The sequence below is a fragment of the Paenibacillus sp. FSL R7-0333 genome (genome assembly GCF_038000365.1).
Classification (GTDB): domain Bacteria; phylum Bacillota; class Bacilli; order Paenibacillales; family Paenibacillaceae; genus Paenibacillus_AQ; species Paenibacillus_AQ silagei.
Genome location: NZ_JBBOBZ010000001.1, coordinates 5,523,408 through 5,545,743, shown reverse-complemented (window position 1 = coordinate 5,545,743; position 22,336 = coordinate 5,523,408). Strand labels below are relative to the sequence as shown.

At 44.2% G+C, this 22,336-nt stretch carries 23 protein-coding genes; 12 read left to right on the top strand and 11 right to left on the bottom strand.

Features of this window, described 5'->3' with window-relative positions:
• Nucleotides 1-141: 141 nt before the first annotated feature.
• Nucleotides 142-1,263 carry a tRNA 2-thiouridine(34) synthase MnmA gene (gene mnmA / locus MKY86_RS23405; RefSeq protein WP_340827531.1) on the bottom strand — a complete coding sequence of 374 codons (1,122 nt, stop codon included), beginning with the start codon at nucleotides 1,261-1,263 and terminating at the stop codon, nucleotides 142-144.
• 276 nt (nucleotides 1,264-1,539) lie between these two features.
• Between mnmA and cymR the strand changes: the two genes are divergently transcribed.
• On the top strand, nucleotides 1,540-1,959 hold the full coding sequence (cymR, locus tag MKY86_RS23400) for a cysteine metabolism transcriptional regulator CymR (RefSeq protein ID WP_036732323.1): 420 nt from the start codon (nucleotides 1,540-1,542) through the stop codon (nucleotides 1,957-1,959).
• Between the two features lie 65 nt (nucleotides 1,960-2,024).
• Here the strand turns inward: cymR and MKY86_RS23395 are convergent, their stop codons facing one another.
• Entirely contained in the window at nucleotides 2,025-2,267 is a 243-nt protein-coding gene (locus tag MKY86_RS23395) for a helix-turn-helix domain-containing protein (protein ID WP_076082202.1), read from the bottom strand.
• 470 nt (nucleotides 2,268-2,737) lie between these two features.
• Nucleotides 2,738-2,986 (bottom strand): helix-turn-helix domain-containing protein, encoded by a 249-nt coding sequence (locus MKY86_RS23390; protein ID WP_076082200.1) that lies wholly within the window; start codon nucleotides 2,984-2,986, stop codon nucleotides 2,738-2,740.
• A gap of 749 nt (nucleotides 2,987-3,735) precedes the next feature.
• Between MKY86_RS23390 and MKY86_RS23385 the strand changes: the two genes are divergently transcribed.
• Entirely contained in the window at nucleotides 3,736-3,987 is a 252-nt protein-coding gene (locus tag MKY86_RS23385; RefSeq protein WP_076082198.1) for a helix-turn-helix domain-containing protein, read from the top strand.
• A gap of 37 nt (nucleotides 3,988-4,024) precedes the next feature.
• Here the strand turns inward: MKY86_RS23385 and MKY86_RS23380 are convergent, their stop codons facing one another.
• Complete coding sequence (locus MKY86_RS23380; protein ID WP_143803829.1) at nucleotides 4,025-4,996, bottom strand: hypothetical protein; 972 nt, start codon at nucleotides 4,994-4,996, stop codon at nucleotides 4,025-4,027.
• Nucleotides 4,997-5,344: 348 nt separating this feature from the next.
• Here MKY86_RS23380 and MKY86_RS23375 point away from each other — a divergent pair, with 348 nt between their 5' ends.
• The 6 genes from MKY86_RS23375 (at nucleotide 5,345) to MKY86_RS23350 (ending at nucleotide 11,910) form a co-directional block, all read left to right on the top strand.
• Nucleotides 5,345-6,022, top strand: a complete 678-nt coding sequence (locus tag MKY86_RS23375; RefSeq protein WP_076082183.1) for a response regulator transcription factor — start codon at nucleotides 5,345-5,347, stop codon at nucleotides 6,020-6,022.
• Nucleotides 6,019-7,836 carry a sensor histidine kinase gene (locus MKY86_RS23370; RefSeq protein ID WP_076082181.1) on the top strand — a complete coding sequence of 606 codons (1,818 nt, stop codon included), beginning with the start codon at nucleotides 6,019-6,021 and terminating at the stop codon, nucleotides 7,834-7,836. The genes MKY86_RS23375 and MKY86_RS23370 overlap by 4 nt, the downstream gene beginning before the upstream one ends.
• Before the next feature lie 171 nt (nucleotides 7,837-8,007).
• Complete coding sequence (locus MKY86_RS23365) at nucleotides 8,008-8,694, top strand: GDSL-type esterase/lipase family protein (protein WP_340827530.1); 687 nt, start codon at nucleotides 8,008-8,010, stop codon at nucleotides 8,692-8,694.
• Nucleotides 8,695-8,729: 35 nt separating this feature from the next.
• Complete coding sequence (locus MKY86_RS23360; RefSeq protein ID WP_076082177.1) at nucleotides 8,730-10,136, top strand: MBOAT family O-acyltransferase; 1,407 nt, start codon at nucleotides 8,730-8,732, stop codon at nucleotides 10,134-10,136.
• A 114-nt stretch (nucleotides 10,137-10,250) separates the two neighbouring features.
• Complete coding sequence (locus MKY86_RS23355; RefSeq protein ID WP_340827529.1) at nucleotides 10,251-11,399, top strand: DHHW family protein; 1,149 nt, start codon at nucleotides 10,251-10,253, stop codon at nucleotides 11,397-11,399.
• Nucleotides 11,400-11,421: 22 nt separating this feature from the next.
• Nucleotides 11,422-11,910, top strand: a complete 489-nt coding sequence (locus MKY86_RS23350; RefSeq protein WP_076082175.1) for a DUF4358 domain-containing protein — start codon at nucleotides 11,422-11,424, stop codon at nucleotides 11,908-11,910.
• 147 nt (nucleotides 11,911-12,057) lie between these two features.
• Here the strand turns inward: MKY86_RS23350 and MKY86_RS23345 are convergent, their stop codons facing one another.
• Nucleotides 12,058-13,059, bottom strand: coding sequence for a VanZ family protein (locus tag MKY86_RS23345; RefSeq protein ID WP_076082173.1), 1,002 nt, complete (start codon nucleotides 13,057-13,059; stop codon nucleotides 12,058-12,060).
• 227 nt (nucleotides 13,060-13,286) lie between these two features.
• Between MKY86_RS23345 and MKY86_RS23340 the strand changes: the two genes are divergently transcribed.
• Complete coding sequence (locus MKY86_RS23340; RefSeq protein WP_143803828.1) at nucleotides 13,287-13,694, top strand: hypothetical protein; 408 nt, start codon at nucleotides 13,287-13,289, stop codon at nucleotides 13,692-13,694.
• 415 nt (nucleotides 13,695-14,109) lie between these two features.
• Here the strand turns inward: MKY86_RS23340 and MKY86_RS23335 are convergent, their stop codons facing one another.
• The 6 genes from MKY86_RS23335 to MKY86_RS23310 form a co-directional block, all read right to left on the bottom strand.
• Nucleotides 14,110-15,264: a S41 family peptidase gene (locus tag MKY86_RS23335; RefSeq protein WP_076082155.1), complete on the bottom strand. Its 1,155-nt coding sequence runs from the start codon at nucleotides 15,262-15,264 to the stop codon at nucleotides 14,110-14,112.
• Nucleotides 15,261-16,517 (bottom strand): radical SAM/SPASM domain-containing protein, encoded by a 1,257-nt coding sequence (locus tag MKY86_RS23330; protein ID WP_076082153.1) that lies wholly within the window; start codon nucleotides 16,515-16,517, stop codon nucleotides 15,261-15,263. The genes MKY86_RS23335 and MKY86_RS23330 overlap by 4 nt, the downstream gene beginning before the upstream one ends.
• Nucleotides 16,514-18,049 (bottom strand): radical SAM protein, encoded by a 1,536-nt coding sequence (locus MKY86_RS23325; RefSeq protein WP_076082151.1) that lies wholly within the window; start codon nucleotides 18,047-18,049, stop codon nucleotides 16,514-16,516. Before MKY86_RS23325 ends, MKY86_RS23330 begins: the two co-directional genes overlap by 4 nt.
• A gap of 311 nt (nucleotides 18,050-18,360) precedes the next feature.
• Entirely contained in the window at nucleotides 18,361-18,519 is a 159-nt protein-coding gene (locus MKY86_RS23320; protein WP_340827528.1) for a hypothetical protein, read from the bottom strand.
• A gap of 49 nt (nucleotides 18,520-18,568) precedes the next feature.
• Complete coding sequence (locus MKY86_RS23315; protein ID WP_076082149.1) at nucleotides 18,569-19,180, bottom strand: ABC-2 transporter permease; 612 nt, start codon at nucleotides 19,178-19,180, stop codon at nucleotides 18,569-18,571.
• Nucleotides 19,164-20,048 (bottom strand): ABC transporter ATP-binding protein, encoded by an 885-nt coding sequence (locus MKY86_RS23310; protein WP_076082147.1) that lies wholly within the window; start codon nucleotides 20,046-20,048, stop codon nucleotides 19,164-19,166. The genes MKY86_RS23315 and MKY86_RS23310 overlap by 17 nt, the downstream gene beginning before the upstream one ends.
• A gap of 359 nt (nucleotides 20,049-20,407) precedes the next feature.
• Here MKY86_RS23310 and MKY86_RS23305 point away from each other — a divergent pair, with 359 nt between their 5' ends.
• From MKY86_RS23305 to MKY86_RS23295, 3 genes are read left to right on the top strand one after another with little or no spacing between them, the layout of a single operon-like run.
• Nucleotides 20,408-20,605 (top strand): hypothetical protein, encoded by a 198-nt coding sequence (locus tag MKY86_RS23305; RefSeq protein ID WP_340827527.1) that lies wholly within the window; start codon nucleotides 20,408-20,410, stop codon nucleotides 20,603-20,605.
• Nucleotides 20,598-21,857: a DNA polymerase IV gene (locus MKY86_RS23300; RefSeq protein WP_076082145.1), complete on the top strand. Its 1,260-nt coding sequence runs from the start codon at nucleotides 20,598-20,600 to the stop codon at nucleotides 21,855-21,857. Before MKY86_RS23305 ends, MKY86_RS23300 begins: the two co-directional genes overlap by 8 nt.
• Nucleotides 21,854-22,336 carry a hypothetical protein gene (locus tag MKY86_RS23295; RefSeq protein WP_076082143.1) on the top strand — a complete coding sequence of 161 codons (483 nt, stop codon included), beginning with the start codon at nucleotides 21,854-21,856 and terminating at the stop codon, nucleotides 22,334-22,336. The genes MKY86_RS23300 and MKY86_RS23295 overlap by 4 nt, the downstream gene beginning before the upstream one ends.

Here is a 22,336-nt window from a genome sequence, read left to right as displayed (position 1 = left end):
CGCACTGTGGTGTTGAAGGTTCTTTTTTAAGCGAAATAAGAAACATGTATGCGAAAAACCGAACACAATGGGCTAGGCACCAACACTGTTCACATACTAGGGTGTTTTCTTTATAAGGGTAGCCCCTTGGCTGGGGTGCAATCAGACCTGCGCCAGTGGCGCGACTTTGTCGGCCGTCTCGATGGTTCCGCCGCCAAGACAGGTCTCGCCCAGATAGAAGACCACGGCTTGTCCTGGCGTAATCGCCTTCTGCTGAACATCAAAGGCCACATGGACGGTTCCATCAGCCTGCTTCGTCAGCGTAACTCCCTGATCCGGCTGGCGGTAGCGGAACTTGGCGGTGCACTTCAGCGGCGTATCGCCAAGAGTGTCCGGATCGATCCAGTTCACCCCTGAAGCTATAAGACTGGTTGAATACAGGCTGATGTGCTTCTCACCTTGCACCACATACAGGGTATTGCTGGCCAGATCCTTCTCGGCCACGAACCAGGGTTCGCCTGTACCGGAGCCCCCGATACCAAGCCCCTGGCGCTGGCCCAGCGTGTAGTACATGAGGCCGTCATGGCGGCCCTTCACTTCGCCCGTAGCGATATCGACCATATTGCCTGACTGTGCAGGCAGGTATTGGCTGAGGAATTCACGGAAATTGCGTTCTCCGATGAAGCAGACGCCGGTGCTATCCTTTTTCTTCGCGGTATAGAGTCCGGCTTCCTCGGCAATTCTCCGCACCTCCGGTTTCGGCAGATGTCCGATCGGGAACATGGCCTTCGAGAGCTGGTACTGGTTCAGCGCATTGAGGAAATACGTCTGGTCCTTGTTGTTGTCCACGCCGCGCAGCAGCTTGAACAGGCCGTCTTCTTCCACGACCCGCGCGTAATGCCCCGTAGCGACATAATCTGCGCCAAGCTGCAGTGCTTTGTTCAGGAATTCGCCGAACTTGATCTCGCGGTTGCACATCACATCCGGATTCGGGGTCCGGCCAGCCTTATATTCTTCAAGGAAATAGGAAAAGACTTTATCAAAGTATTCCTTCTCGAAATTAACGGTATAGTAAGGAATATCGATCTGCTCGCAGACGCGGCGCACATCCTCGGCATCGGTCTCGGCCGTACATACGCCGAACTCGTCGGTATCATCCCAATTCTTCATGAAGATGCCGATGACGTCATATCCCTGCTGCTTCAGCAGCAGCGCTGTAACAGAGGAATCCACTCCGCCCGACATCCCGACGACGACCCGGATATCCTGATTAGCTTTTGTCATCGTGATCACCATTTTCTGTACACAAAATACCGGCGTTCTCACTGAACACCCGGCTCATTGTGTATTATACCATACCTGTCTACCCCAAACGAGGACACTGCTGCTATGAAATATAGCGAAAAACGGTCCGAAATTGACAATTTGTCCACCAGTGGAGAACAAAATCGTGAATTATTGCCGTTTGCTGTTTCAAATGTGTCCATAGATATGATAACATAAGCTGAGAGCAGACATCGGAATACATTGATATGCAACTAAACCGAAAGAGGTGCCCCTTTGAAAATCTCAACCAAAGGACGTTACGGATTAACCATTATGATGGAGCTTGCCCTGAAATTCGGCGAGGGGCCTACATCACTTAAGAGCATCGCCGAGAAAAACGGACTCTCCGAGCATTACCTTGAGCAGCTCATCGCTCCGCTGCGCAATGCAGGCCTGGTGAAGAGCATCCGCGGAGCCTACGGCGGTTATATTCTGTCCCGCGAGACCAACACCATTACCGCCGGAGATATCATCCGCGTCCTGGAAGGCCCGATCTCCCCGGTAGACTTCACCGAAGAAGACGACCCGGCCAAGCGCGACCTCTGGCTGCGCATCCGCGACAGCATCGCCGATGTGCTGGACTCCACCACCTTGTCCGACCTGATTAACTTCAAGGAAGAGAGCCAGGCGGATAATTACATGTTCTACATCTAAAAACGGAAAGACCCCTCAAGCCATCCGGCTTTGAAGGGTCTTTTATCTATTACAACTGATTGAGCTTATTCACCGGGCTTATCCTTCTTCGTATGGTACGCCTTGGCCGCTTCCTTGCGCTCTAACAGATCAGAGCGGAAGAATAAGCGTTCGCGGCTTGTCTCCTTCACCGGCTTCAACTTCCCGTTCTTTACGAAGCCGTGAATATTTTGCCGGGAGGATTCCAGGATCTCCATCGCTTCCGAGACACCGCAGACTTCACGGGAGATCCATTCGGCCAGTTCTTTTTTGCTGTTGAAGGTGTACATTACCAGGCTACCTTTACTAAAGTAACTACGGTGAGCAGCAGAGCAATGACGCTGAAGGTGAAGGAAGTATAGACTATAGTTTCATACGTCTTTTTGGTCATGTTGACAGCTCCTTTAAGCCTTAGATTTATATGCTATATGTTAATTATTCCAATTCAATTAACGTTTGTAAAGTATATATTTGGATTTGTCCTGTCCATTGATCGGAGGGTAGGCTTGAACTGATTCTTTCGTGGTATAATCAAGAAGAGAAGAACGATCCTTGACGCTGGAACCTACTGGGAGTCTTGCTACTCCCGCTGGGTCTCTGAGTTAATGAATCAGAGCAGTGATCAGGTTGATGATTGAGGCAATCCGCTAATGGTGGCACCCAAAAGCACGATCTTTGCAACTCGTTTCATCCCGTCGTTCTTCATTCCTTGTCTTTCGCATATTTTATGTTTTATAGTTGTTTAAGCGAAAAAACCGACTTAATCATCGGTTTTTTCTGCTTTAGCTTTGCGATTGTAGGAACTGACAGATTCTTGTAATGCTAACACATCAGTGCGAAGGAATAGACGTTCCCGGCCCGCCGTTTTGATAGGCAGCAGCCGGCCCTTCTGAACAAAATGGTGAAGGTTCTGCCGTGAGCAGTTCATAATCTCCATGGCTTCTGAGGTGAAGAGAATATTCTCTGAGACCCACTCTTTCATTTCCTGCTGGTCTTTAAATGGCTTCATTACCCGTTCACCACTCCTTGTCTTGATTATCATCAACTTCTTATAAGAATATAGTGTTTTGTATAACGAATGTAAACTAAATATTGGGACGCAAGCTGAAGGAGGCTGGGCTGTAGTGCAACTATATGTTCCCCCCAAGCTGATGCCTTGGGTTACCTTTGGCAATGAAATGATACTGTCAATCTGAAGGCAGGTGCACCGGAAGAAGTAAAGCCGCTTTATGAGAAGCTGAAGGCAGATATAAAAAAGTCATATGATACAGCGTTTCCGAAGGATGGGACTTTCCCGAAACTATAAGTCTTTCCAAAACAAGGGCGTGCTTTTTTCATGCCGCCTTTTTGATATTGCAGACGAAGACCCCTCAAGCCATAATCCCGGGCGGCTCTTTTGCTGTGTTTTGTTACCCGTAAAATGCTTTGTAGTAAGGCTTTAACTCATTTTTCGTAGCTTCCTGTAGATATAGGCAATGAGATTTTTATATTTAATAGGGGACTGAAACCCGTTGATTTCAAAGGGATTGTTGAAAAGTGTTACCGATACTGGCCTGGATCTCAGGCAACCCTACACGCGGGTTGGAGGCAAATAATCAATGTTCGTTTTTTGAACTCAATCTCCTCCCATTGAAGACCGGCTACTTCGCTAATTAGACCTGTATAAGCTAGAACAACTAATACAATTGACATGTTGGTTGATAAAACAAAAAAGAACCAGACTATAAGTCTGAGTATGAAAAAAAAGTGATCAGTGAGATGGCGAAATTGGTAGTACAGATCACCAACAGACGTAAGTCTTTGGGTCTCACACAAGCTCAGGTTGCTGAACGAGCCGGAATAACTCAAGCTCAGGTGGCAAGGTTAGAGAATTCTTCTTCAGTTCCATCCATCGAAACAGTGATGAAAGTCGCAGTTGCCCTGGATATGACCGTTGGCCTGAATGCAGTCGATGAACAATCGGCAGCAATGATGGCTTGGAATTCTGAACAGCCCTGCGGACCATACTAGTCGGCAGGGCTGAATTATCATATAGTTTACCTAAGCATTATTTAGTCAGGTTATCCACTTCATCAGTAAACGCGTTCAAGTATTGTTTGAAAATTCCTGTATCAAGTTTAGAATTTGTATCGTTTGCTTTCGGTGGAATATCCTGAATTTGTTTATACATCCGATCAATTTCACCTGAAAGTTTTATCCATATTTTCTTTATCGAATCATATTTTGTATCCAGGCCACTTATGTAGGCATCATATTCTGCCTTTTTATTCATTGCTTTCCCTAATTGTTCGATTGTAAAATCTATATCCAGACTTTCACCTGTACTACTTGTTCCACTACTAATATATGAGCTTATATCAACAAAGCCAACATTCCAAATGTCAGAAACCACAAAGTTTCTGATGTCGGTCAGCATACTTTTAGGAGATTGTTCTGAGGTAGAAGAAACATTGCCCGAGTCAGAAGCATCAGGCGCAGGCTCTTTGAAGAGCTTTCTGATCTCATTAAACGCTGCTTTTTCCTTGTCGGATGAGGAGTAGCCCCAGCCAATTTTATCATCCTTAATGAGAATGACTAGTTCACTTTTAGAGTTTGATGGTTTCTCACCTTGAATTAAAATAAGCTTATCTTTTCCGCCTGCGGAATCGGTGTAATCTTCCGACTCAATGACCGTTGCATTCTTAAGTTTGTTATCTTCTGGGGTTTCAGTTGATTCTGCCATCTGGAAAATTGCTTTAACATCTGGGTGAATTTTATCAGAAACAAATTTCTTTTTCGCTTCAATATCTGACCCATTTAAGAAAGTACTCACATATTCAAGTGCCAAGTTTTCCGAATCAGAAAGCTCTTTTTGCGGCTCGGGTGAGTTGGTTGGAGAAGTGGAAGGGATGGACGATGTTGCGGACTCTGTAGGGGTCGGAGATGCTCCTGTGTCCTCTGAATTATTATTTTTTGAGTTACTGCATCCTGAAAGAATTACTGTCGTTATGATGATGCAGAAAAAAAGTTGTTTTTTCAATTGCTTTCCCCCTAATTCTGATACATATATCAAAATCTACTTTATCAGAATTGGGGAATATTTACTATGGTATTATGTTCTCCCACCCAGGGAGCAGCGGCTCTTCCGGCAATTTTTTAATGGTCCCCGGCGACTGGATCACCAGCACCGGCTCAATAACTCCACCAGTGCAATTATTTTTCAAACCGACTTCCTATCCTCCGGAATGACAGTACATCCTGCTACATTCACTCAATCTGCAGTTCATCTGCATATGATCTTTATCTGTATAGGGTAACCTATATGGTGTACTTTGGTAGTTGTATGAGTGTTGCGTTCCTGGTTCTACAACAAAGGTGAGGTTATGACATGTCAAAAACAATATTGATTGTGGAAGATGAGAATATTTTACGGGAAATCATGAAGGATTATCTGCTGGAAGAGGGGTATCGCGTGATTGAAGCCATTGACGGGAAGCAGGCGATCTCGTTATTTCAGGAGCATGAGGTTGACCTGATTTTACTGGATATCATGTTGCCTGAACTGGATGGATGGTCTGTGTGCAGGCGAATCCGCAAGACATCGAATGTGCCGATTATCATATTGACGGCCCGTTCGGATGAGGACGATACGTTGCTTGGGTTCGAGCTTGGCGCCGACGACTACGTGACCAAGCCTTACCGCCCTCTGATTCTGCTGGCACGGGTAAAGCGGCTGCTTGAGAGCAGGCATACCGGCGGGCATGAGAGCGACACGTTGTCCGGCGGAGGCATTTCGATTCATTTTCCCTCCCGTACCGTTTCGATTGACGGCACCAGCTCTGATTTAACGCATACGGAATTCGAAATATTAGCCTATCTGTTGCAAAACAAAGGGATCATTATCAGCAGAGAGCAGCTGATTACGAAAATTTGGGGATATGATTTCGCGGGCGATGATCGTACGGTTAACAGTCATATCCGCAATTTGCGTTCCAAGCTGGGGGAGCATGCCAGGCAGATTGTTACGGTTGTGCGTTCAGGATATAAATTTGAGGAAGAGCTATGAAGAGGGGGATTGTTCTAAAACTGTTCCTGTTGACAGCGGGGTTGTGCCTGTTCCTGATCGCCGTTATTTTTATCCTGCAAACCGTATTTTTCAAACAGTTTTATGTTCATCAAAAAATGAAGGATGTTAACGCGGCGGTTCAGGCTTATGAGCAGGACTACCTGAAGCATGCCTCGAACACGCAGGAGATGGCCAGGCTGGAGCAGGACTTTTTTCAAAAGCATAATACCTGGATCACGGCTTTGGACACCCGCGGAAATATAAAGTATGCCGGCGATTTCTTCATGGAAATTAAGCTGGACCGTTCGGAAGAATCTGCGCTTTCTGACACAACGATAACCGTACCTCTATACAGTTTCATCAACGTAGAGGACTTCAGCAGCAATCAAACGTTCCTCACTCCCTGGATTGAAGAAGGGGGAACGATCGCTATAGAAGGCTTGATCATGAACAACCAGCCTGTAATCCAGCGGATGGGAAGGAACAGTGCCAATCTGAGAGACGAGAGCCGGCTGGAGAATCATCAGATGGTGAGCAAAGAGTACGAGGTCCTCGAACAAACGAACGCGGCCCAATATCGCGAGAAATATTCCACCTTTCTGGTCAAGGGAACCATTACAAAAGTTCGGGTGCCGGAAGGGGCGGGAGTCTCGCGTTACACCAATCACTTGTTTCTGGACCGTATCAAAGCTTTCCAGGCGGATCTATTGTACGGCGACTTTAAGGATGTCACGAACGCAAAGCAGATCGTAGATGTTGAAGAAAATCACGTGAACTACAAAATTTTCGTGGACCGCACCCGGGACCGCGACGGAAATCCCACATACCTGTTCGCAATGACATCGCTGCAGCCTGTGAATGAAGCTGTAGGCATCATCAAAGACTACTACGTGTACATCATTATTGTGACCTTGCTGCTCGCACTGCTCGCATCGTTCTACTACTCCCGTCAGATTGCCCGGCCGTTGCTGCGTATCAACCGTACCACCCGGCAAATGGCAGACCTCGATTTTTCGGAGACAATTCCCGTCACAACGAAGGATGAAATCGGAGACTTGTCGGGCAGCATTAACGAGCTATCCGAGCGCCTGCACTCCCATATTCTCCAGCTTGAGCAGGACATCGAGAAGGAAAAGCAGCTGGAGCATACGCGGAAAGAATTTATATCCGGCGTATCCCATGAGCTGAAGACTCCACTCAGCGTCATTCAGAGCTGCCTGGCCATTTTGCATGACGGGGTTGCCAGCCATAAGCGGGAGCATTATTTTGCGGCAATGGAAGACGAGGTCGGCCGGATGAATCTGCTGATCACGGATATGCTGGAATTGGCAAAATATGAATCCGGTACGTATAAAATGGACACTGGTTCGTTTTATATCGATGTTGTCATCAACCGGGTATGCGCGAAATTAACGCCGGATTTTGCAGCCAGGCAGTTGCTTCTCCACACTTCGCTGATCCCTGCCGAAGTCGAGGGCAATGAGCGTCGTATAGAGCAGGTCATCGTCAATTTCCTTACCAACGCGATTTTCTATACGCCGGAGCAAGAATCTATATTCGTAACCGCTTCGGAAAAGAGGGACACCATTCAAATTTGCATCGAAAATAAAGGTGCCCATATCCCGGACGAGCAGTTGGGGAGAATATGGGACCGTTTCTATCGCGGTGACACCTCCCGCCACCGGTCGACCGGTGGGACGGGGCTGGGTCTTGCCATATCCAAGAAAATTTTGGAGATGCACGGTGTGCCTTACGGCGTGAACAATACCTCCGATGGAGTAATGTTTTATTTTCAATTGAATAAAAAAGCGTAGAAATACAGAAAAAAGTGCGGACCTCGGTTCTGCGCTTTTTTTGTTCTTTTTTGATACAGTATTGATTTGCTCTGCACTTGTTCTGCATCTCTCCCTGTTATTCTTTCTATCAGAGAGGGGCAAGAGCCTTACTATCTTTACCTAATTTTAAATAAAGAGAGGACCATGTTCATGTTAAAAAAAATCATTTCAACGCTAGTTATAGGCAGTACTGCACTCACCCTGGCAGCATGCGGGAGCGGGCAAAATCCGCAAAACGTGACATCTCAGCCACAGGTCAATGAAACAGCTCCCTCGGAGCAGCCAAACTCTACTTCCTATAAAACGATATTTAAGAACAGCGTATTTCTGGGGGATTCGATTACAGAGGCGCTATCCTACCATGACATTTTGGACGAGTTCAATGTAGTAGCAGGTGCCGGAAAGACTACCGAGCTATCTCTTGCAGGTGGAGATGTGGACAAGCTGGCAGAGCGGAATCCGCAGTATGTATTTATCATGCTGGGGTCCGATGATATCCTGTTGCCGCCGCAAATTACCGATAACCCCAAGCAGTATTCACTGAAGTTCTACGCCCAATTGATCGACAGTATCAGGGAGAAGCTTCCGGAGGCATCCATAACGGTGTTACCGGTTACGCCGGTTACGGCAGAAGCGGAGAAAGTGGAACCACGCTACAAAAATATCGACGATTACAACCAGGGATTACAAGAGCTGGCAGGCAAGAAGCAGATCGGGTTTGCCGATTTATCCTCCATATTCGCGGACAGCACCCATCTCTATAGTTCGGACGGCATTCATTTTAAACCGGAATTTTATACGCGTATGCTCGATTTGCTGAAGGGCCGGGTGAACTAACATGCAGCCAGGTGAAGCTCTGGAGGTGACGGGGATTGGTTTTTAGCAGCCTTATCTTTCTATTCCTCTTTCTGCCGGTCACCCTGCTGATATACTATATCTCGCCCATGAGGATTAGAAATGCTGTTCTGCTCGCCGCAAGCCTGATCTTCTATGCATGGGGCGAGCCCGTCTACATTTTCCTGATGATCTTCTCGACGGTATTCGACTATGTGAACGGGGTTCTGATCGATAGATACAGGCATCGTAAAGTGATTGCACGCGGAGTGTTGATCCTGTCCATGATGGGCAGCCTGGGGATTCTTGGCTTCTTTAAATACGCGGGCTTCGTGTTCAATAATATCAATTCGCTCTTTAACCTGCATTTGCAGGCAGCAGATCTTCCGCTTCCGGTGGGCATATCGTTCTACACGTTCCAGACGATGTCTTACATCATTGATGTTTACCGCAGGAAGGTGGCTGTTCAGAAGAATCTGATCGCCTTCGGCGCCTACGTAACGATGTTTCCGCAGCTTGTGGCGGGACCGATCGTTAAATACGGAGATATTGCGGGGCAGCTTGCTAACCGCACGGTGACGTTGGAGCGTTTTGGTGAAGGGGCGGAACTATTTATTAGGGGACTTGCTAAAAAAGTATTGCTTGCCAACAATATCGGTTTGCTGTGGACAAGCGTCAAAGCGGTGCCTGCGGTGGAGCTGTCGGTTCTCTCCGCATGGCTCGGCATTATCGCCTTTACGTTTCAAATCTATTTTGATTTTAGCGGATATTCGGATATGGCGCGCGGTTTGGGGAAAATGATCGGGTTCGAATTTATGGAGAACTTCAACTATCCTTATATCTCCAGGAGTATTACGGAATTCTGGCTGAGGTGGCATATTTCGCTCGGTGCCTGGTTCCGTGAGTATATCTACATTCCGCTTGGCGGGAACCGTGCAGGTAAGCTGAAACAGCTCCGAAACTTGGCGGTGGTATGGTTTATAACCGGATTATGGCATGGAGCGAGCTGGAATTTTATCATTTGGGGTTTATATTTCGGTCTTTTTGTCACACTTGAAAAGCTAATTCTCCTGAAGCAGCTTCAGCGCTTGCCGGTCTTTATAAGCCATGCCTACACCCTGATTGTCGTGATCATCGGCTGGGTATTTTTCGAATTTGAACATTTGCCCGCAGCCATGACCTTCATCGGAACGATGTTTGGCGCCGGGGCCAGTGGATTCGTGGACAACCGGGCGCTCTACGATGTGTCGACGAATGCCCTGCTGCTGCTTATCTTGGCGGTTTGTGCCACGCCGTTTCCCGGCAGAGCACTGACCCGGTTCAGAACCAGGTTTGCCCGTTTCGGCACGCTTGCCGCTTCCGCCATCTACTTCATCTTTATCGTGGCCTCAACAGCCTATCTGGTCAATGCAACGTACAATCCATTCTTATACTTTCGTTTTTAAAAATAGAAGAATTTATCTGTTTCACACGATAACTTATCCTTCTATTTCTCGCTGAAACGTGTGCCGTCCCTGAAAGGACGGCAGAGCCGTTTCCACTTGTGGAGGTGATTATCTTTGAAGAAGTACGACCAGGTCTATTATCGCGCACTCGCCATTGTACTGCTGATGTTTACCGGGGCGGTATTGGTTGTCAACGTTTTGACCCCGGCAAAGGTATTTTCCGAATCAGAGAACCGGATGCTGCAGCAGTTCCCGAACTTCTCGCTTCAAGCCTTAGGCTCAGGCAAGTTTGCTTCAGAATTTGAAGCGTATCTATCGGACCAGTTTATGGAGAGAGACTTTTGGATTGGACTGAAATCCGATGCGGACCAGGGATTGGGGAAAAAAGAGAGCAACGGGGTCTACCTCGGCAAGGACGGGTACTTAATTCAAAAATTCACTCCTCCCGGACATGAGGATTTGGCAGACAAGCTGAAAGCCATTCAAGCCTTTGATCAGGCTACGCCTGGTCTGCGCAAATATATGATGCTCGTGCCGACGGCAGCTTCCATACTTGAGGATAAATTGCCGCCTTATGCTTCCGGTGGGGATGAGAGGGGCTATTGGGACAAGATCAAGGATTCTGATCTCGGGGACATTCAGTGTGTCGATGTTTCCCCCGCGCTGGAGGCGAACAAGGAGCAACCGGTCTATTATAGAACAGACCATCACTGGACGACCCAAGGCGCTTTCCTTGCCTATCGGGAGCTGGGCGCGCCCATGGGTTTTACACCCAGGAACGAAGATGATTTCAACATCCGTCAAGTCACTAGTCAGTTCTATGGATCTTTGTATTCGAAAAGCGGATTCAGGCACATACGGCCGGATGCTATTGAGCTGTATTATCCAAAGGTACCGGAGACCGTTTCCGTGGAGTACGCCCACGAACAGCAAAGTGCGGATTCGATGTACGCTATGGAAAACCTCACCAAGAAGGATAAATACACTGTTTTTTTCAATGGGAATCATGGCTTGATCCGCATAACAACCGGCCATACGGAAGGTCGAAGGCTGCTTATTGTTAAAGATTCATATGCAAACAGCCTGATCCCTTTTTTAACATTGCATTTTAGCGAAATTGATGTGATAGACCTCAGATATTATGAGGGGGATGTACTGAAACTTATGGAAGAACGGCAAATCCGTGACATGCTGATTTTGTATAATATGACGACATTTTTTGAAGATCCATCCATTAAAGCATTAGCGGATTCTGTGGAATAATCCAAAAAGGAGGTCAGTAACCATGCTTACTGGACAGAAAATTAAATACGTGGTTGTCCTGTCTGCCGTCATGATTTTATGTGGCATCTTGATCGGATGCTCCAGTAAGAAAGAAGATGCCAAAGACGTTCCAGTCCATACCATTGAAGAGCGTATCAAGCAAGCGGCTTCTATGGAAGCTATGGACAAGGGGGATATGAGCAGGCTTAAGAAGCTCTATCAGCTTAATGCAGATGAAGTTCAGGATTTTGTGCTGTATACAGCAGAATCGAACGTCGAAGCGAATGAACTGGCCGTGATCAGAGTGAAACAAGAGGATCAAGCGGACAGCGTTAAGGAAAAGATCATGGAAAGAATCGAGGCTCAAAAAGTCAAGCTGAAAGACTACCGCCCCGAGCAATTTTACCTCGTCGAAAAGCATATATTAAAGGTCAAGGGCCGTTATATTTTGTTCACGGTCTCCAAGGATGCGGAGCAAATCGAAAGCGCGTTTAACGAAGCGCTTAAATGATCCCTTACACTATATGAAAAAGACCCCCTCGGGCCATCCACGGCTTGGAAGGGTCACGCCTAAGCTTCCAAACCAGACGTTACACGAGCCCCTTCGTATTCCCGATAACTATCTGCAGGAACAATTTGGCTAGCGGGCCTATTTATTTTATCCCCCGCCGAGCAACCGGTGAAGCCGCGCTGCCAGCTTTTGTCCGGCATTGGCCTCCACGAGCGTAAGGTCCCACAACACCGCATGGGTTCGAGGGTCGGCAGCCTCGGTATTGATTGTGATGATCAGCTCTTGTCTGCCTTCAACTCTAACCTGAAAAGACAGCGGCTGATTCTCTCCCGGTGCGATATTCACATCCAGGGAATAAATCTCTTCTCCGTCGGCGCTGATTATGACGCTGCCGGTGCCGCTGCCCTTAGCAGGGATAGCATCGTCAGGGACGCCGAAATTCCCGGTTAACTCCTTATACTGTCCATCCAGGCGCAGTGAGAACTCGTGGAGTCCCGGATGATCAGGGCTGTACAGATTGATAGCTGGTTCGATCTGTTCTTGGGCCATAGTGAAGCTGTTGAGCCTTTGTTCCCACTGTATTTTACCACGTTCAACAGGGAGCTGATCCAGCGCCCTGATCTCCCCGCGGCCATGCTCCAGATAATAATTGATACCGCTCACGGCGGAGTAGACGAGTAGTGTCAAGACCGCGCCTGAGGACAGGAGCTTGAGCATACCTATTGGCGCCCACCGGTCGCGGCGGATCAGCCGCTGGGCGCCGTAGCCGACAGCTGCACCGAGCGTATTAACGACGATGTCGTTAATGTCGAACGCACCCAAATGGGTCACCATCTGAATCAGCTCTACCCCGGTGATGGCTGCTATGAAGACCAAGAGGAACGGCAGGAACCGGGAGCGGACCAGTAGCGGAATGAATAGCCCGAACGGTACGAAGGCCAGATAGTTACCCAGGCTGAAGACCCAAAGCTCCGAATAACCCCCGCCCGGAAAATGCAACGGAATGCCGTCAAAAGCCAAGCGATACCTGAGGCCCGTCTCGAGCAGAGCCGATGAGCGGTTGAAGCCGACAAACAAGAAAAATAAGGTGAGGACCGTGTAGAGACCTAAGCCGATCCAGGCGGCGGTCCTCGTCTTGCCTTGAAACATGATGTGTGACCTCGCTTTATCGGTTATGGTAGTGTCCCTTGCAGGGGACAACATAGGAAGTATATGCTATCCTCGTTGGTCCAAGCAAGGCGGGGGTAACAGTGCAGTCCTCAGTAACTTCTATCATCACACCTTAATGTGTTAATCGTACTTGCCATTCATCCAATCTGGAATTGTCTTCCATACATAATCTATTACTAGATTACAGGAAGGGAGGTGGCTTGATCGTGGCACAAGTTATTGATGTAGGACGGAGTACAGCATCTACAGGCACTCAGACCTTGTCCATTCCAATTCTCTCGCCGGGCCAAAATCAAATATTGGCGGAGTTTGGAATAGCTACCGTTACAAACGGGGATGTTCTGCTGAATGCAACCATTGGCTTTCAGACTACGCTTGGCATCCCGAATGTAGTTTTTACGTTATACCGGGATGGCCAGCCGATTTTTAATGTAGGAGCAAGCGGACTCGCTCTACTCGCAATACAGCCGGTTACGATCTCTTATTTGGATTTAAATGTTCCAGGCGGTTATCATGCCTATTCTTTGGGGGCAGCCAATAACAGCACCAATATTCTGCTCAATACGGCCAGCATTACCGGACCCGTGACCTATTCAGGCGTTTCGACTGGGTAAAAGAGCAAAGGGTCTAACCCAGAAGTGTCTTTTTACGAGTTAAGATAATTCCTTCTCATTTTTTAATTGCAATGGGGCAAAAGAGCAACCATCCTGTCGTTACCAGAGATTGGTTGCTCTTTGTTTTTGGTCTTTTGTAGCTTGACTCAATAGATTGAGCGGACATTCTTCACTACTACTGCACCCATTATAAAATTACTTTCTTTTTTTAATGATGTGTTCTCTAAACACATATATAAGGCATTGTAAGAGAAAGAAAGCAAAAATAAATTTTAAATGCTTAATTTGTAATACTTCCTTTATATTATCTACGTGATTCTGATGACAATAGATGAGACTGAATATGATAATACCTACGACATAAGGGGAAAACCTCTTTAATGTATTCATTATAAACTCACCTTTATTGGCCATTTTACATTTTGTCAAGACAGTTGATTAATTGAGTATCGATTCCTTCTAAATAATCTTGCAAACAAGGTAGAACCTCTATGTCAGGAGTAATACCTTTTATTATTTCTTCATTTTTGTCATCCATATACCTTTTGGTGGTTATCTGCAGCGTTGCCTCATGATTGGGTATATGAAAAACCTTAGCCTGTCCTGCCAGTCCAGCACTTTTAGAGCCCACTGTTACAATATTAGGATAAGCCAGAGTTAAGCTTTTGATAAAAATGAATTCTGCAGAGCTCATTGTACTCTCATTAAATAGCATACAGACAGTTTTATTACTTAAGTCTATTTGTTTTCTTCCTTCTATTAATGGAGAAAAAGTATTATTCTTAGACCATACGCTATAGTCCAATGTAAGATTATTGGGCAAAAACATGGATGCCGCTGCCATTGCTTCTCTTATATATCCTCCACTGTTATTTCTTATGTCGAGTATCACGCTTTTATACTTATCAAATTTATCCCTGTTTTCAAGAATGTGCTGATCTACATTTTTAATGCTAAATGAGATCAACTGTACATATAGTGTTGATGTATTTACAGTTTTAAATATTACTGGCTTAATGTTTTGAATTATATGTTCTGATTGAAGCTTTGCTTTTTGAAAGTCACGGCTGTTTGTTGGTTCAAATGTTATTATTTTTGGGAAATCATTTTGATCAGAAACAACCATTTCTAATACTTCTGGCAACGGGCTGCTTATAATGTCTTTAATAATTTCTTGCTTAATAATTGCCCTTGGGTACGCTATAAATTTGTTTTCATACTGCTCAAATATATCGCCAATATCTTTTTTGTTTACATTTAAAACCTGGAATGCTGTCTTTTTTTCTTTTGAGTCATCAATAACAAACATCTTATTTCCAAACCATTCAAAATGAATAAGATAGACAAAAATATCCTTTTTCTTGTATTGAAATCGTGTATGAGGATCATGCAATTCTATTAGCATATCATCCATTAGTTGGAAAAAAAATTGAGTGTTATGCACATTCAAAATTACTTTCTCATAGTCTTTTTTTAATCTGGTCCAGCTATCTTCTTGTTCTGGAGTAAGAAAAAAGTATTCCTCACCAATAATCCTTGTAACCTCATTGTACAAAGTGATTGTATTCATTCAATCACTTCCATTAAGCAATATTCTAAACTCTCAAACCTATTCTGGGCTGAACGTTCTAGCGCTCTGCAATCCGAACAGTTATAACGAAAAGAACAGCTACTACACTTTTCAATGTCATTCTTACTAGTTTCAGCATATTTCTCATATTCTGAATTATTAAGAATATGTATCAAACTCGAAAGTTTAACATTACCTAAAGGTAAGTCTCTCATCATTGGACAGGGCAAGACATCTCCGGTCTCAGTAACTGCAATTTGTCCATATAGACATTCATTATGTGACTTCAAATGCTTTACTTTCTCAGCAGAAACTTTACCAAAGCTTAGGTTACGGTTGTACATATATTCTTTCCATTTTATTGAGTAGTGGAGGTTAGCAGGCTTGGGATATATGAACTCAAGGGAAACTTTTATTTTGTTAGAGTATTGTTTATTTAACAACTCTATCATTGTCTCAATGTCGTTCTCATTGTACTTAGAGACCAAAATAACTAACTGCACATTTAATCCGTGCAATAGAAGGTTATCTATAAGCTGAATATAGTTGCTTTTTTCGGTTTCTGTTCCACAAAATCTTTTGTTGGCCTCTTCAGTTAAAGAAAATAATTGCAGTTTTACCTTCACATGATGTTCTTCGAAGAATGCCAAAAGTTCTTGGTCGATTAAGCTGCCGTTTGTGTAAATTACGAACTGATTGATATCAATCAGTTCTGAATAACTAATTAAATCAATTAGCAACTCTTTCTTTAGTAAAGGCTCTCCGCCAATAAAATGAATTTCCTGTCCGCCTAGTTTTTTGAAAGATTTAATTTGGTTATACCAATCTTCTTTTTCTAAGGACTTTTCAGCACTTAAAGGCCATCTTTTGCAACCTGTTTTTCGATATAAAGGATCGTCTTTGGAGCAAAATATACAGTTATAGTTACATTCACCTGTTAAACTAATGAACATTCGCGCCAAATAAAAATTATTTGGAAACATAGTATCTTTTAATTGTTTATAGTCATTTATGAAAGGTTCAATAAAAGGTGGGTTTTTATAAAAACCTCCCACATTAAATGCCACTAGTTCATTTAAAAAATCCATATCTTGGCTTTCAACAGGTTGATTGCTCTCATACTTTTTTATTATGATTGTGTTTTGTGAAGTCAACTCAATCATTCTCCCACTGTAAGTATCATAAAGACAGTTATTAGAAATCTCGCTAACTAGATAACAGAAGGGATGAAGTCTAAAATACTGTGTATTCATATTAGAGTCTCCTTTAACGCGGAAAATTCTTGCTTCTTTTTATAAATACCTACATAATCCACTCCTTCTTCTAAATGAGAGTATAGGTTAGATAGGATTTTAGGAAAAGTCTTAAGTTTCTTTTCACAATACTCTGGATTAATGGAACCATCTTCGTTCATATACATGAAGCAGGCATCACACATAGCACGAACAGGGCAAGATGAGCACTTTTCGTTTGAAAAGAAATCTCCTAATTTCTTTGTTAAACGACTAACCTCCTCCCAATCAATCCCTTCTTTAATGTTTCCTATAGGAAGTTTTTTGCACATTTTCTCACAGAAAGTAATGGTTCCATCTGGAGATACCGCTAGCTTACTTGTGGGTACACAACAATTTTTTAAAAAGCTTCGTTCCTCTTGATCGCGAATGACGAAAGCAAACTCGCTTAATAATAGCATACTGACAATTTCCATATATTTTTCGCTTTGCACACCTGTTTCGTATATATTCTCATTAATTTCTCGTAATGAATTTTCTAAGTTATTGTGTAAGAATGGCCAATTGGGATTAGAAAGTTCTTGTTCACTGCACCAATCAAAATATTCGGTTTCAAAAGGATTAATTTGATTGTAATGAATAAAAAAGGGATTGAATAAATCGTAATGACTCATAAAGAAATCTACAGTTTTAGATAAATCAGTATAAAAATCGTAACAGCAATTAAAACTAATTACTCTTTCAATACCTAACTCTTTTTTTCTATTTTGAAGCTTATTAATGTTGTTTATAATAGTGTCAAATGTAGGACGTCCATTTTCATAGACACGATTTCGATCGTGATTTTCTTTAAAACCGTCCAAACTGAATGTGATGAGTATATTATTCTCGGTTAAAAAATCAATAATTTCAGAATTTAACAGAGTCCCATTTGTTGTGATGTAAAAAATTGTTTCGTTATCAATTTGTTTTACATATTCGACCACTTCTTTAATTAAAGGAAAGTTTAAGAAAGGCTCGCCGCCATAAAAACAAATCCCAGGAGTTCTTTTCAACCCATGTAGTTTTCTTTCAGCATGTATATCAAAAAAAATGTCTACAGCCCTTTTTGCAGTTTCTAGGCTCATTTCTTCGTTGGTGTAACCAATTTCTTTTGGATATTTGTCTGAGTAAATACAGTATTCACATCTTAAATTACATTTTTCGGTTACTACTAAAACCAATTGAGACACATTGCCTTTAAAATAATATTCATTTTGAATAGCCTTTTCTATAATGGTACTTTTAGAAGTTTCTCTCTTATAGAACAGTCCCATATCTATCAGACTTTGCGCATATCTGTACTGTGATTCAAATGAATCTATTTCTGAAGGATAAGTTGTACTTAAAAACTTATAAAGCTCTTCTTTTGATTTCTCATAAAAATGATGAATAATATATCTTAGAGTTGTATCCACCATAACCACTTTGCTTGTCTCACTATCCATAATATAGTGGTTTCTTGAAGTCTCGAAATCTATTAGAGACAATTTATGTAATTCATTGGTTATCATTTGCTGATTCACTCCATTCTATTTGAATAGAAATAAAGGAACAATATCTTATTTAGGATATATTGTTCCTTTAATTTATTTATATAAAAATACCATTGGGGGATATTTTAATACTTTTAATACTTATTTAAATTAGGTCAGGGCAAATGCCGCTCCGAATGCAGATCCTAATGAACCTGTGAGCAGGCAAGTCCCTCCGCAAGCTAAAACACAACCCCAGGCCCCGCCGATTTCTTCGGAGTTATCAACTATTGTTATTTCGTTTAAGAGTTTCACGGTATATCCCTCCTTGTTAAATGAATAGTAAGTATTTAAACTACCGAAGCTACTGCAGCAATTTCAGTTCCTAAGCCGCCAGTGTAAAGACAGATGGAGCCGCATCCTACGATGCAAGTAATCCAGCCTCCAACTTCTTGTTGCTCTTCTTCAAGAAAAAGCACTTCCTTATTCATTACCTTCACAATCATCATCCTCTCTTTGTTTCCCCAATGATACTCTTATAACGAAGAAAGATTATGGCTAATTGCGTTCCTCTTTAAGTGAGAAACGGTAGCTGATAATAAACAATAAGATGCCAACTATATCTATTACAGCTAACCATTCAATATTGATTGTTTTCAAATTTATGTTTATCTTGAGAATATTGTGGAATAAAAAATACAATGCAAATCCTAAAACGAGAAGAAAATAGATTGAATTTTGAGCATAGAAATAATTTTTTTTGTAATAAAGATATAGGTATACGGCAAAATAAACCAAATATACAAACAGGGAGAACATGTTACCAAGAATAACTGTCCTAAGATTATTTGTGTAGAAGAATTCAACTAAAATGGCATAAACATATGTCAATAGAAGGATTGCAGCTACTTGCACGTATTTACTTAAAACAACTGTGGAATACTTTAGGGGCAACGACTTCAAAAACACTTGAACTTCTTCGCTGTCTTCTACGTAAATAGCCTTGCCAACTGTAAATCCTACGTTCATTAGCGGGAGCAGGACACTGATCATCCAATACGGTTTGTCTGTATCTGCACTTAGCAGGATGGGCACAAATAATGAATAGAGCAAGGTGAAAATTACAAATTTTGTGTTAATTAGAATGTCTTTTTTAATCACTGACAACACTTACATGACCTCCTTCTGTTAAGGAACTTTTGCAATTAGTCATTTTTAAAAATTGAAGAACATCATCAATTCGAGCGTTTTCAAGTGACGACTCTGGAAGATTTAAAGCTGTGTCCCTTTCGAAAATAAGGAAGTCTTTATTACGTATGTGAGGTTGATTAATAATATTTCCCTGGATTTTGGATACTTCTGCTTTTTTGTAGGTAGCTCTTAGCTGCTCCTTAGATGCTTGAAGAAGCAATTTACCGTTATCAATAAAAATAACGTCATGAGCAATCTTTTCAATATCCTCGGTAATATGAGAGGAGAAGAGAATAGTAGTATTCTTATCCTTGTTTAAATCGTACAGAATATCCAGCAAAGCATCACGTGCAAAAGGATCTAAACCAGATGTAGGTTCGTCAAGAATTAATAAGTCTGGATGATGGCTCAAGGCTAAAGAAAGTGAGAACTTTGCTTGCATCCCTTTGGAAAGTTCTTTTATTTTTTTATTAGTATCTAATTCGAAAAGCTCAGTAACTAAATATTGATAATACTGCTTATCCCAAGTATTCTTATAAACCTCACTTACAAATTTAGATATAACTTTGAGTTTAACGTTCTCGTAAAATTTGTTGTAACTTCCCATATATCCGATACTGGTTTTTAAGTCATTTCTTTCTTTGGTCAGTTGTTCTCCCTTAAATAATACTGATCCAGAATTGTAATTTATAATGTTTAATATGGAGTGCAGCGTTGTAGTTTTACCGGCGCCATTAGCACCTACAAAACCAGTAATTGTGCCCTCCTTCAACTGGAAGTTAATATTATCCAGTAGAAAGGAGGGGTACGATTTGGTTAAATGCTCAATTTTTAGAATATTATTCAAATTTAAAGCCTCCTAAAATTTAGAAACTAACCACAAGGGTTATAATAGCACTATCCTAAAATTTATCAATAGGTGGATTTATATGTTTGTTTTTTGTAACAAAATCACTTTATTTTCTATAATATGTGATTTTTTTGGTTTTTTCCCCTTTGATTAAGGAGCAAAATAATTATTTAACTAAAACGGAGAGGCTAATATTGTCGAAAGCATGGAAAAATAGATGCCTCTGTAGTTATTTTATTGCACTAAATCAATATACATAATTATGGGATTCAAGGAATATACTCATGATTGATTAGAGAACATTTGTTTGGATATAATACAAACAGATGTTCCCACTCACCCGGAGGCGATTAATCATGAAGATGAGCATCGGCCAAACTATAGAAATGATATATCTGGACAAGGCAGGCCGGATTACGCAGCGGAAGATTGAGGTGCGCGGGATGCGGGACGGCCGGATTCGGGCTACCTGTCTGAGCACCGGCCAGCCCCGTGTATTCCTGACGGCCAATATTCTGTCGTGGCGCCCGGTACGGGGGCAACGGTATGCCTAGAGAGCGGATAATTCTGCTCTCCGACTGCCAGTCCTTCTATGCCAGCGTCGAGAAGGCGGCCCATCCCGAATATGCGGATCAGCCTGTGGCGGTCGGCGATCCCACGCGGATGAACGGGATTGTGCTGGCGGCCTGTCCGCTGGCCAAATCCCGCGGGGTGACCACCGCCTCGCGCGTGGGGGAAGCCCTGACGAAATGCCCGGAGCTCGTAGTCATCCGGCCGCGGATGGGGACCTACATTACGGTCTCCCTCCTCATTTCCGAGATCTACCAAGTATATACCGATCTGGTGGAGGCATTCAGTATCGATGAGCAGTTCCTGGATGTGACTGGCTCCTTGCGCGCGTTCGGAGGGGATCTGCCGGAGCTGATTCACTCCATCCAGCAGCATGTCCTGTTATCCACGGGGGTGTGGACCCGGGTGGGCATCGGCCCGTCCAAAATCCTCGCCAAAATGGCCAACAACTTCGCCAAAAAGCAGCCGGGCGGCACGTTCCGGCTGGATTACGATAATCTGGACACCGAGCTGTGGCCGCGTCCAGTGCATGAGATGTTTATGGTGGCCGGGCGGATGACCCGGAACTTTTACCGTATGGGAATTACAACAATTGGAGACATTGCCCGGATGGAGCTGGGGGAGTTCAAGCAGCGGATGCGCAGGACCATGGGCAAGCAGAGCGATATCCAGGCGGAATATTATTGGCAGACCGCACACGGTATCGATCCCAGTCCGGTTGTTACCGGCATACGCCACCAGATGAAGTCCGTGGGCCACGGAAAGGCGCTGCGCTGGAATCTGTATACCCGGCTGGAGGAGATTGAGGTGGTGCTGCTGGAGCTGGTGATTGAGGTCTGCCAGCGGGCGCGCAAATACCGGTACATGGGCTCGGTGGTGTCTGTTGCGGTAGTCGAGACGGACGGCAACACTTCGAATTCGTATAGCCGGCAGACGACACTGCCGGAGCCGTCCGCGCTGACCCATGAGGTGGCGGCAGTGGCGTACCGCTTGTTCGTGGACCACTGGACCGGGATGCCGCTAAGCCGTCTGTCGATCACCATCTCCGAATTAACGGATGACCGCGTGATGCAGCTGACCCTGTTCGATGACCGTATCCGGACGCTGGGCAGGGAACAGGCGATTGACCAGATCAAGACCCGGTATGGCAGCCAGGCTCTGATCCGCGCCTCTTCGCTGCTGGAATCTGCGGTTGCCCTGGAGCGGGCCGAGCAGATCGGAGGACATTACAAATGAGCAAGCTGGACGGCAACGAACGCTGGAAATCCAAGATGCTTATGACAGAGCATGTTCAGCAGTATGAACAGAAGCAGGGGGGAGAGGTGCGAAGAATGATTACGGTCGAGGAACGGACGATGGTGCGTGACCTCATCCTGCTCCCTTACCTGGACACCATGGTCAGCAAAAGCCTGCGCGAGCTAGAGCTGTCCGGCAGCATTCTCCAGCGGGCTTCTATGATTGCCGGCCAGGCGATCCAGCAGCGCATTATGGATGATACCCACCGGCTGCAGAAGGAGCTGAAGCAGCGCAATATCCGGGTGGTGCCCGATGAGCAGGAGGAGTTCCTGGTGTATTACAAAATTTTTTGCCGGGGCTATCAGGAACGCTTCGGACTCACCCGGGATGTGATGCGCACAGAGATCAGCCTGCGGCTGACCCGGTATACGGCAGAGCTCCGGGACTTGCTGCGCAGTCAGCAGGGGGCCACGTCATGA

Excerpts from the sequence above, each read along its gene's own strand:
- MKY86_RS23395 (WP_076082202.1), bottom strand. The coding sequence starts at position 2,267 with ATGTACACCTTCAACAGCAAAAAAGAACTGGCCGAATGGATCTCCCGT.
- mnmA (WP_340827531.1), bottom strand. The coding sequence starts at position 1,263 with ATGACAAAAGCTAATCAGGATATCCGGGTCGTCGTCGGGATGTCGGGC.
- MKY86_RS23320 (WP_340827528.1), bottom strand. The coding sequence starts at position 18,519 with ATGATGATTGTGAAGGTAATGAATAAGGAAGTGCTTTTTCTTGAAGAA.
- MKY86_RS23365 (WP_340827530.1), top strand. The coding sequence starts at position 8,008 with ATGTTAAAAAAAATCATTTCAACGCTAGTTATAGGCAGTACTGCACTC.
- MKY86_RS23390 (WP_076082200.1), bottom strand. The coding sequence starts at position 2,986 with ATGAAGCCATTTAAAGACCAGCAGGAAATGAAAGAGTGGGTCTCAGAG.
- MKY86_RS23330 (WP_076082153.1), bottom strand. The coding sequence starts at position 16,517 with ATGAATACACAGTATTTTAGACTTCATCCCTTCTGTTATCTAGTTAGC.
- MKY86_RS23325 (WP_076082151.1), bottom strand. The coding sequence starts at position 18,049 with ATGATAACCAATGAATTACATAAATTGTCTCTAATAGATTTCGAGACT.
- MKY86_RS23300 (WP_076082145.1), top strand. The coding sequence starts at position 20,598 with ATGCCTAGAGAGCGGATAATTCTGCTCTCCGACTGCCAGTCCTTCTAT.
- MKY86_RS23305 (WP_340827527.1), top strand. The coding sequence starts at position 20,408 with ATGAAGATGAGCATCGGCCAAACTATAGAAATGATATATCTGGACAAG.
- MKY86_RS23350 (WP_076082175.1), top strand. The coding sequence starts at position 11,422 with ATGCTTACTGGACAGAAAATTAAATACGTGGTTGTCCTGTCTGCCGTC.
- MKY86_RS23295 (WP_076082143.1), top strand. The coding sequence starts at position 21,854 with ATGAGCAAGCTGGACGGCAACGAACGCTGGAAATCCAAGATGCTTATG.
- MKY86_RS23385 (WP_076082198.1), top strand. The coding sequence starts at position 3,736 with ATGGCGAAATTGGTAGTACAGATCACCAACAGACGTAAGTCTTTGGGT.
- MKY86_RS23335 (WP_076082155.1), bottom strand. The coding sequence starts at position 15,264 with ATGAATACAATCACTTTGTACAATGAGGTTACAAGGATTATTGGTGAG.
- MKY86_RS23345 (WP_076082173.1), bottom strand. The coding sequence starts at position 13,059 with ATGTTTCAAGGCAAGACGAGGACCGCCGCCTGGATCGGCTTAGGTCTC.
- MKY86_RS23375 (WP_076082183.1), top strand. The coding sequence starts at position 5,345 with ATGTCAAAAACAATATTGATTGTGGAAGATGAGAATATTTTACGGGAA.
- MKY86_RS23370 (WP_076082181.1), top strand. The coding sequence starts at position 6,019 with ATGAAGAGGGGGATTGTTCTAAAACTGTTCCTGTTGACAGCGGGGTTG.